Origin of the sequence: Streptosporangium sp. NPDC006013, from assembly GCF_040614275.1 — a bacterium.
Lineage (GTDB): Bacteria > Actinomycetota > Actinomycetes > Streptosporangiales > Streptosporangiaceae > Streptosporangium.
On record NZ_JBEXUE010000665.1, the window covers coordinates 1 to 4,450 of the forward strand.

General features: G+C 67.7%; 6 protein-coding genes. 3 read left to right on the forward strand and 3 right to left on the reverse strand.

Annotation, left to right across the window (positions count from 1 at the left end; all coding sequences use genetic code 11):
- Positions 1-125: 125 nt before the first annotated feature.
- Positions 126-563, reverse strand: a complete 438-nt coding sequence (locus ABZ260_RS47350) for a nuclear transport factor 2 family protein (protein WP_355631524.1) — start codon at positions 561-563, stop codon at positions 126-128.
- A 118-nt stretch (positions 564-681) separates the two neighbouring features.
- On the opposite strand from ABZ260_RS47350, the gene ABZ260_RS47355 reads away from it, so the two are divergent.
- Entirely contained in the window at positions 682-1,275 is a 594-nt protein-coding gene (locus ABZ260_RS47355; protein ID WP_355631527.1) for a TetR/AcrR family transcriptional regulator, read from the forward strand.
- 24 nt (positions 1,276-1,299) lie between these two features.
- Here the strand turns inward: ABZ260_RS47355 and ABZ260_RS47360 are convergent, their stop codons facing one another.
- Positions 1,300-1,767, reverse strand: coding sequence for an Lrp/AsnC family transcriptional regulator (locus tag ABZ260_RS47360; RefSeq protein WP_355631529.1), 468 nt, complete (start codon positions 1,765-1,767; stop codon positions 1,300-1,302).
- 131 nt (positions 1,768-1,898) lie between these two features.
- Here ABZ260_RS47360 and ABZ260_RS47365 point away from each other — a divergent pair, with 131 nt between their 5' ends.
- Together ABZ260_RS47365 and ABZ260_RS47370 are read left to right on the forward strand one after the other, a co-directional pair.
- On the forward strand, positions 1,899-2,792 hold the full coding sequence (locus tag ABZ260_RS47365; protein ID WP_355631532.1) for a phenylalanine 4-monooxygenase: 894 nt from the start codon (positions 1,899-1,901) through the stop codon (positions 2,790-2,792).
- 128 nt (positions 2,793-2,920) lie between these two features.
- Complete coding sequence (locus ABZ260_RS47370; RefSeq protein WP_355631535.1) at positions 2,921-3,949, forward strand: serine hydrolase; 1,029 nt, start codon at positions 2,921-2,923, stop codon at positions 3,947-3,949.
- A gap of 14 nt (positions 3,950-3,963) precedes the next feature.
- Here the strand turns inward: ABZ260_RS47370 and ABZ260_RS47375 are convergent.
- Positions 3,964-4,450, reverse strand: a 487-nt coding sequence (locus ABZ260_RS47375) for a winged helix-turn-helix domain-containing protein (RefSeq protein WP_355631538.1), incomplete at its 5' end; no start/stop codon positions are given.

Below are 4,450 nucleotides of genomic sequence, written 5' to 3' on the forward strand. Positions count from 1 at the left end.
GCCGATGGTACTGCACCGGGGACGGTGTGGGAGAGTAGGTCGCCGCCGGACAATCTTTCATTGAGGGCCCTCACCTTTTGGTGGGGGCCTTCGTGCTTTCCACGGCCCCGTCCGCCGGGGGTTTTTCAGGTCCGTTCAGTGGCTCCGAGCACCTCGATCATCGCCAGCGTGTTCTGGTACTCACGCCAATGAATGATCTTCCCGTCCCGTACCCGGAGAATCCCGATGAAGGCGGAGGCGGCTTGGTGGCCGGTGGCGATGACGGTGCCGGCGAGCTCGTACTCGACGACGATGGCCTCGGGGTCGGTGGTTTCGTGGATGACCACGTCGCGGATCTCGTCGAGGCGGAACTTCCGGGCGAAGGCGGCCTGTTCGGGGCCGGCGAAGTGGAGGAACGCCTCCCGTCCCTGGTACCGCCGGGTTCTGCCGGAAGGGGCGAAGGGCACCTCGATGACGACCTCCTCGGCCAGCTCACCCCCGATGCCGCCGAGGTTCTCAAGCCAGTGCCGCCGCATGCGCTCGAAGATCTCGCGGGGACCGGGAACGACTGTGGTTTCGGGCATGATGGGTTCCTTGCCGATGGAAGTTAAGATGAGTGGAAACTCATCTTAATGATTATGAGTGGAGACTCACTTTGTCAATGCCGTGTCTCGTGTCCCTGGTCGGGGAAGGCCGGCCGGGATGACGTCCTCGAAGCCCTCGCCGGGCGGTGCCAGGCCGATGCGCGCGGACGCCCGGCGTAACCGGGAGCGGATTCTCGCCGCGGCGGAGGCGGTCTTCGCGGAGAGGGGGCCGTCGGCGTCGACCGAGGAGGTCGCCGCCCGTGCGGGAGTGGCCATCGGTACGGTCTTCAAGCACTTTCCGACCAAGCAGGAGCTCCTGCAGGCCATCATGAAGGACCTCCTGGGCAGGTTGGATCGGGATATGGCCGCTCTCGCGGCCGACGACGCACCCGGCGAGGCGCTGTTCACCTTCGTCACCCGCATGGTCGAGCAGGCGGCGCAGAAGAGGACGGTCGTGGGGCTTCTCGCCGAGACGGGGATCGATCTCCAGGTGGCGAGCTCGGTTCAGATGCTGCGCGAGGGGATCGCGACGCTCCTGATCCGCTCCCAGGAAGCCGGCACGGTCCGCGAGGGGGTCCGGCTCGACGAGGTGATCGCGCTGCTCACCGGCATCTGCCAGGGAGCACTCCACGCGGGCTGGGATCGCGACCTCCAGCGTCGTACGCTCGCCATCGTCTTCGACGGCCTCAGGGCGTCCGCGGACCGTCGATGACCCGTGCCGGCAATCGGCCGCGGATCAGGCGTCGGCTGCGGCACGGAGCAGGGGCTCGATCCGGTAGGGGATCTGGACGGAGAGGGCGATCGTGGTGTCGGTCCGCTGGACGGCGGGGGAGGCCAGAATGCGGGCGATGATCTCCTGGAGGTCGGCGGTGCTGCGGGCCACCACGCGGCAGAGCAGGTCGGCCTGGCCGCTGGTGCCGTAGACCTCCAGGATCTCGGGAAGGGGCTCCAGCGCCCGTACAGCCTCGTCCAGGCGGCCCTGGGCGATCTGTAGCGAGACGAACGCCAGGATCGGGTACCCGGCCCCCTCGGGAGTGACCGTGGGGCCGAAGTCGGCGATGACGCCGCGGGCGGTCAGTTTCTCGACGCGGGCCTGAACGGTGCCCCGGGCCACGCCGAGCAGGCGGGCCAGCTCGGTCAGGCCGATGCGCGGGTTGGCGCGCATGGTGACCAGGAGGCGGCCGTCCAACTCGTCGATAGACATCCCAACAGGATGGCAGCAGACTGGGCGATTCGACCAGCGTAAGCGCGGTATGACCGTACAGTTCTGTGCGGATCGCCCAGTAAAACTGGCCGCTCTTGTCAACGTTTCCAGAAATTGCTGTCATTTCATACATGTTCGAAGAAGCGCAGTACTTCGCGCCGGTGGCGACCCATGACGACGGCACGATCGAGGTCCAACTCGGTGCCGGTCATCCAGGTTTCGCCGATCCGGTCTACCGTGCGCGCCGCAACGCGATCGCGGCCCTCGCTGTGGGGTACGTGCCGGGTACGCCGATCCCGACGGCCGAGTACACCGCCCAGGAGCACGAGGTGTGGGCGCTGGTCAGCCGAGAACTCAGCCTGAAGCACCGCAAATATGCCACCATCGAGTATCTGGCCGCGACCGAGCGGCTCGGACTGCCCGCCGAGCGCATCCCGCAGCTACAGGAGGTCGGCGATCTGCTGGAGCCGCTGACCGGGTTCCGCTATATCCCGGCCGCGGGGCTGGTGCCGCTCAGAGATTTCTACGGCGTTCTGGCCGACGGGCTCTTCCACTCCACGCAGTACATCCGGCACCACTCCACGCCGCTGTACACGCCGGAGCCCGACGTGATCCACGAGGTGATCGGGCACGCCAACGCACTGGCCTCCGACCGCTACTCGCGGCTCTACCGGCTGGCCGGGCAGGCTGCGCGGAGGGTTGAGAGCTCCGAGGCGCTGGAGTTCGTCTCGAAGGTCTTCTGGTTCACGATGGAGTTCGGCGTCATGATGGACCAGGGTGAGCTGCGGGCGTACGGGGCGGGCATTCTGTCCTCCTACGGGGAGATCGAAGAGTTCCGGGGCATGGACATCCGGCCGCTGGACGTCGCCGTCATGGGCACCACGCACTACGACATCACGAAATATCAGGATGTTCTCTTCCGAGCCGAGTCGCTGAAGCACCTCGAAGACGTCGTCGGTGAGTTCTGGGCGACCTGTGACGACGAGAGCATCGCCCGGCTAACCGCCGGGGTTTCCCAAGGGTAGGTGCAGGTTCAGCGCGACATTCCAAGCTATAAGTCCTTTTTCTGGCTAGATTTCGCTTCATCATCTTCTTAGTACCTGTTGTGGGATATATCCCGATCGTCACGTAATGGGGGAGACGGTTGGGGTGGATGATGAGAGCCAGGCACCGGGTGGTCGCGGCAGCTGTTCTGCTGGTCACCGCGCAGGTCACCGCCTGTAGCACGTGCCAGGGCCTGACGCCGGTGAGCATCTCCACCCCGAAGGCGTCTCCCCCGACAGCACCCTCCTGGCGGCAGGCGGCACCGGCGTCGGTGCCCCCTCCGCAGGCGCCGTTCCTGGCAGCGGTTCCCGCGCCCACCTTCCCCGGCACCATGGCGCTCGGGGTCCCCGGGCGGACGGGACTCGCCGGCTCGCCGAGGATTCTCTCCGGGAAGCTCACGCACACCCTCGACGGCTTTCTCTTCAGGTACGGCGGTGGCCGGACCGCGGTCTCGGTGCGCGACCTGACCACGGGCCGGCGCTACCGCTACCACCGTGCCCTCCAGTTGCCGACGGCCAGCATCTCCAAGGTGAGCATCCTGACGGCACTGCTGCTCGACACACGGTGGCGCGAGCTCGGCGACCAGGCCAGGTCCGACGCGAGGCACATGATCCGTTTCGGCGACGACGGAGCGGCCGACCGGCTGTACGAGCGGATCGGCCTGGAGTCCGGGCTGGCCAGTGCGAACCGCAGGCTCGGCCTCAAGCGCACCTACACCCCCGGCGGGCGGTGCGTGGCCCAGAACTGCTGGGGCGCCACGCAGAGCACGGCCGAGGACCAGGTACGGCTGGTCAGGGCGCTGGCCACGGGTAGGAGCCCGCTGGCTCCCGCGGAACGCCGGCGGGTGCTCGGGCTGATGGAGCGGGTGACCCCCGGCCAGAAGTGGGGGATCAGCGCGGGGGCCTGCGAGAACGACCAGGTGTCGCTGAAGAACGGCTGGCTGCGGCACGCGTCGAACGGGCGCTGGGTGGTCGTCAGCGCCGGACTGATCCGCGGGCACGGGCACGACTACGCGGTGGCTGTCCTCACTGAGGACAGCCCGAGTATGAGTGCCGGCATCGCCAAGGTCGAGGGCGTGGCCGCGCGCGTCATGAAAGCCTTCAGGGGCGAACACGGCTGCGAGCCGGACACGAACTGAGCGGCGGGTGCCCGTTACGGGGTCCTGTCGACCAGCCGGTAACCAACCCCGCGCACGGTCTGGATCAGCTGGTCGTCGGTGTCGCCCAGACGCGCGCGGAGACGCTTGACGTGTACCGCGATGGTGTTGGTCGAGGCGGTGTCCGTGGAGTTCCAGACATGCCTCATGATCTGCTCCCGCGTCACGGTGCGGTGCGCGTTACGCATCAGGTAGTGCAGCAGCTCGAACTCGCGCAGCGGCAGGTGGATGATCCGGCCACCGACCGTGACCTGGTAGGCGTTGACGTCGAGTTCCACCTTGCCGACCACGAGCACCCTGCGGGCCCCGGGCTCGCCGGTGAACGCGGCGTGGACCAGGGGTAGTAGCTCGGGCACCCGATAGGGGCGGGCCACGCACGCGGTGGCCCCGGCGGCCAGCGCCTGGACGGCCTGCTGGGCGTGTCCCTCCTGGATGCCGAGCAGCTCGGCCGCCCGGATGATCAGCGTGCCCTTCGGGACGCTC